A 4578-nucleotide genomic window follows, 5' to 3' on the forward strand; every position below is an offset into this window, starting at 1 on the left:
CAGCCGCCAAAACCTGGCGCAAACTCAACGGAGAAAACCAGTTGCCCAAGGTCATCCAGGGCATTACTTTCCGGGACGGCGTCGAGGTGATCGAGACGCCAGCACAGAACGCCGCCTGATCACCGCCATCACCCAAATTCCACCATAGCTCGCCGAGCGGGCCAAACTCTCGCGCCACAGCGATGTCGCCAAGGCGATCGACTACATGCTGAACCGCTGGCCGGCCTTCACCCGGTTCCTGACCGACGGCCGGATTTGTCTCAGCAATAACGCCGCAGAACGCGCGCTGCGAACCCTGGCTTTGGGCAGAAAGGCTTGGTTATTCGCCAGTTCCGATCGCGGCGGTCAAAGGGCGGCCATGATGTACAGCCTGATCACGACCGCAAAAATGAACAACGTCGACCCGCAGGCCTGGCTTGCCGACATCCTCAGACGCATCGCCAATCATCCAGCACACAGGATCGAGGAATTGATGCCATGGAACTGGACGCCGCAACCCAAGGCCCTGGCCGCCTGATCGTGCAGACCAACAAAGTCCACCACGTCTTCACGATTGACCGTGTCGCCAGGGACCTCGGCGAGAATGAGGAGTGGCTCGCGGAAATCGCCAACGAGATGGAACCCGAAGACGGCCTAATCTGGGTTTACAACCTCAGCGACGATGGCGTCATAGCCTTCACCAACTTTGGCATCGAAAATCTGCGCGAGCTAATCGTTATCCACCGAGATAGAGCCAAATAGACTCGTCCGCGGCCCTGACCGGATGGGTACACAGAAGCGGTAAAAATACCCCTGCACAGTGGTGAACGGCGCGAATTCCTTCGGGATCTGCCGCCACTGGCAACCGGTCGACAGCATGTAGAAGATGGCCTCCACAATCCTTCGTAGCACCACCGTGCGGGGCCGGCCTCGATGCGGCGGCAAGGGCATGAATCGTTCGATCAAGGCCCATTCGGCGTCGGTGAGGTCGCTTGCGTAGCGCAATCCGGCCCGGCAATATCGTTGCCGAGCGGTTTCAGTCCAAGCCATTGCGAATCCGTCTGTTGCTGCAAACCGACAGAATCACAACCTACTGACATCGCTCAACTATCTTTTGCGGTCAGGCTCTCAGGGTTACGCCAATGGCTACAAGCCCAAGCGGATCGATACCCCGGCCGGGTCGATCACCGTCGATGTCCCCAAAACCGCCGGTCACGTGGGCGAACCCTTCTACCCACAGTCCCTCGAACGCGGCCGACGCTCGGTCCGCGCCGTCATGCTCGCCGTCGCCGAAATGTACATCAAAGGCGTCTCCACCCTCGACGTCGAGGCCGTCATGCGCGAATTCGGCATCGAAAGCCTCTCTTCCGCTCAGGTCAGCCGCGCCAGCCAGCTGCTCGATGACGAACTCGCCGCCTGGCGCACCCGACCCCTCGCCGAGATCCGCTACCTCATCCTCGACGCCAGATATGAAAAAATGCGCGATAATGGCGTCGTCCGCGATGCCGCCATGCTCTCGGCCATCGGTATAGGACCCGATGAACGCCGCCGTGTCCTCGGGGTCTCGGTCGCCCTTTCCGAGGCCGAAGTCCATTGGCGTGCCTTCCTCGAAAGCCTCCATCAGCGTGGCCTGCGCGGCGTCGAATTCATCGTCTCCGATGACCATGCCGGATTGCACGCCGCACGACGCGCCGTGTTCGGCGCCGCATACTGGCAACGATGCCAGTTCCACCTCGCCCGCCATCCACCACGCCCCCAACTACGCCATCCGCAAACGCATCGGCGCAGAACTCCGGACCGTCTGGAACACCAATTCCCTCGCCGCTGCCCAGATCGCTCTCACAACCCTCGTCAATGCCTATCCCGACACCGCACCAAAGCTCGCCGATTGGCTCGAACGAAATATCCCCGAAGGCCTCACCGCCTTCACGCTGCCAGAACCCCACCAGAGCCGGCTTCGCACCTCCAACCCCATGGAACGCGGCATCCAGCAGGAACTCAAACGCCGCACCACCAAAATCAGGGTCTTCCCCAACGAAGCCTCGCTCGAACGCCTCGTCAGCGCCGCCCTCGTAGAAATCGATGAAAAATGGGCCGCCGACACCAAGGCCTACATCAAGTGGGACTACCAGGACACCTGACCACCCCTCGCCCTCTGTTCCAGACATCGGGTTGCGCAATCCATTCAAGAGAGGCGGTCAGCTAGGACCATTGCTCTCTTGATCGGCATGGGTCTATCCAGAAAATACCCTTGTGCGTGATTGACTCCAAGGCGGCATAATGCGGCAAGTTCGGCGGCCGTTTCCACACCTTCTGAAACAATTTCGCATCCCGTTGTTTTTGCAAATCCAACCAACGCCGTCACCAGGGCTTGTCGTGAACGATCGTTATCAATGTTTCTTGTAATGCTAATATCAAATTTGATAATTTCAGGAGCGAGGTTCAGGATGTGGCGAAAGCTCGCATATCCTGCGCCCGCGTCATCAATTGCAAGCCGCAATCCTCGGTTGCGTAACGGCGCTATCGCCGATTTGAGGGGTTCATACGCCTCGACCGCCTCTCGCTCTGTTACTTCAAGGACGATGCGCTCAAGCGGCATCGCGTGAAAAAGTTCCCCTAAACCACCTTCAAGCACGGTCTCCGGAGAGGCATTCATTGAGACATAGATGTTGCCCGGCAGTTGGCCCATCCCCTGCAAAGCTAATTCGATTGCCCTGATTTCAAGCAAAACACCAAGGCCGACCTGTCCAGCCTCTCTGAACCAAACATCCGGACCTTGGAGAGGGGGATCCGAAAACCGAGCAAGCGCTTCAAATCCCACGACCTTACTGTCTGTGATTTGATAAATCGGCTGGTATGCCATCGTGAGACCGTTTCCTGCCATCAACGAGCCGACTCGATCTTCCATTGCCAAGCGCAGGTCCTGCGCTACCAGATTGTCCTCTATTTGCTCGGCTACAATCTGGGCAAAAGCCCGGATCAGTCTGTGGTCTCGCTCATTTAACGAATGGTGTGGAGCAGAACTGAAGCAACAGAATGTCCCAAAAACCTCACCGTTTCTGCGCTTGATCGGAATACTTAAATGCGACCCGACAAGACCTGCCACCGTCGCAGCCAGAACACGAGCAGCCGGCACCACGGAGGTATCTGGAATGAGCTCGGGAAGCCTACCATCCACGATCCTTTGGCAGTAGGTATCCTCGAGCGGATCAGAGGTCCCTGGAATCAGCGATTCACCATTATCATCCTGGTCGACATACTTGAAATAGCGACGTCCCTCTTTGAATTCCGAAATAAAAGCGACATCCATATCCAGATGTGCACGTATCACCCGCAATATGCTCGGCAAATGTACTGATCGTTTTTTTTCACCAAACCCAACACCTAGAATAAATTCTTCGATTGAACGAAAACTGGCTTCTGTTTCGTACTTTTTATCATGACCTAAAGGGTCAGCAATGGGTACACCCCACTTAGTGCTTGAAATTTTATCCCCAGAGGACGATTTTAGTCTTTGAACCATTTCCCCTCATACAAACTGAAACTATCACGAAAGAGAAAAATAAAAGCACTGACGGCGCATCACGTTGGCGCATCGCGATCTATTTGACAATACGATCATGTAAATCCCGGCTCACAAAAATTTGACACACGACGCAGTCTTCTTCGCCGTCATAGTGCCGGGACGCTCCGGATGTGGGTCGAAGCGATATCCGCACGGACCCAGGCTTGCTCCCGGAAACTGCGTCCTGCCCTCAGTCCCCTCCCCTGCCCTGCCCTGCCCTGCCCTGCCCTGCGGTTCCCCCATTTCAGAGGAGAAGCGCATGAAAACCGCATGAAAACCGTGCCCACAGCCGCCGACGATGCCGAGCACACGCGCCGCTCGACATCACGATCAGACGCAGGCGTACGAACCCGACTCGAAATTCAAGCCGGTTGGATTTTCGGCATTGCCAATCGCCGCATGATCGGGAAGGCGAGCGCCAGTTGCAACCATGCGAGCGCTGAGTTGATCGTCGCTTCGAAGGCCTTTGACAGGCGACGCGCGCGGTTGATCCAGCCGAGCGTTCGCTCGACCACCCAGCGCTTGGGCAACACGACGAACCCGTTGACCTCCTTATCTTTCCGCTTGACGACCGTTACGGTAATGCGGCTGGCTTCGAACGCCGCTCGCTGCGCCTCATCGCCTTGATAACCCCCGTCAACGAAAGCCCTTTTCACCCAAGGGCTCTTGCGGCGAACGGTCCCCAGCAGCGGCGCGAGTGCGTCGCGGTCTTGCGTGCTGGCAGCGGTGATCTGGCATTCGATGGGCAGTCTGCGGTGGTGCCGGTAGCAACCATTAATTCATCGCCTGCCCCCGCCTTTGATTTGTCCTCTCCTCCCCCAAGTCTGCCGCCGTGCTCGGTCTCGTCAAGCACGCTTCGCGCCGCTACGCGGTGGGCTGCGCCCATGCTTGACAAGTCCTGCGCGCGACGGCGAGAGCGGGGCAGGTCGGGACGAAGGAACAGGCCGTCCTCGGTCGAACCAAGGAACAGTCTGCGTTAGGCAATCGTGATCGGTCCGTTAGTCTCCCACGGCGTGCCGCGCGCCACGACTGTG

At 57.8% G+C, this 4578-nt stretch carries 4 protein-coding genes and 3 pseudogenes; 4 read left to right on the forward strand and 3 right to left on the reverse strand.

Features of this window, described 5'->3' with window-relative positions; genetic code table 11:
- Window positions 1–154 precede the first annotated feature (154 nt).
- Window positions 155–517: pseudogene (locus AruPA_RS21315) on the forward strand (transposase); the annotation flags it as partial.
- Window positions 478–741 carry a hypothetical protein gene (locus tag AruPA_RS21320; RefSeq protein WP_265638742.1) on the forward strand — a complete coding sequence of 88 codons (264 nt, stop codon included), beginning with the start codon at window positions 478–480 and terminating at the stop codon, window positions 739–741. The pseudogene AruPA_RS21315 and the gene AruPA_RS21320, both read left to right, overlap by 40 nt.
- Window positions 742–771: 30 nt before the next feature.
- On the opposite strand, the pseudogene AruPA_RS21325 reads toward AruPA_RS21320, so the two are convergent.
- Window positions 772–1029, reverse strand: a pseudogene (locus tag AruPA_RS21325) (transposase); the annotation flags it as partial.
- Window positions 1030–1093: 64 nt separating this feature from the next.
- Here AruPA_RS21325 and AruPA_RS21930 point away from each other — a divergent pair.
- Both AruPA_RS21930 and AruPA_RS21335 read left to right on the forward strand, forming a co-directional pair.
- Window positions 1094–1663: pseudogene (locus AruPA_RS21930) on the forward strand (transposase); the annotation flags it as partial.
- Window positions 1644–2120 carry a transposase gene (locus AruPA_RS21335; RefSeq protein WP_408859143.1) on the forward strand — a complete coding sequence of 159 codons (477 nt, stop codon included), beginning with the start codon at window positions 1644–1646 and terminating at the stop codon, window positions 2118–2120. The pseudogene AruPA_RS21930 and the gene AruPA_RS21335, both read left to right, overlap by 20 nt.
- Window positions 2121–2164: 44 nt before the next feature.
- Here the strand turns inward: AruPA_RS21335 and AruPA_RS21340 are convergent, their stop codons facing one another.
- Window positions 2165–3502 carry an EAL domain-containing protein gene (locus AruPA_RS21340; RefSeq protein ID WP_265638745.1) on the reverse strand — a complete coding sequence of 446 codons (1338 nt, stop codon included), beginning with the start codon at window positions 3500–3502 and terminating at the stop codon, window positions 2165–2167.
- Between the two features lie 404 nt (window positions 3503–3906).
- Window positions 3907–4323, reverse strand: a complete 417-nt coding sequence (locus AruPA_RS21345) for a transposase (protein ID WP_265638746.1) — start codon at window positions 4321–4323, stop codon at window positions 3907–3909.
- Window positions 4324–4578 lie beyond the last annotated feature (255 nt).

Source organism: Acidiphilium sp. PA (assembly GCF_026191915.1).
Taxonomy (GTDB): Bacteria; Pseudomonadota; Alphaproteobacteria; order Acetobacterales; family Acetobacteraceae; genus Acidiphilium.

Coding starts and splice junctions, on each gene's coding strand:
- AruPA_RS21320 (WP_265638742.1), top strand. CDS start 478: ATGGAACTGGACGCCGCAACCCAAGGCCCTGGCCGCCTGATCGTGCAG.
- AruPA_RS21335 (WP_408859143.1), top strand. CDS start 1,644: ATGCCGGATTGCACGCCGCACGACGCGCCGTGTTCGGCGCCGCATACT.
- AruPA_RS21340 (WP_265638745.1), bottom strand. CDS start 3,502: ATGGTTCAAAGACTAAAATCGTCCTCTGGGGATAAAATTTCAAGCACT.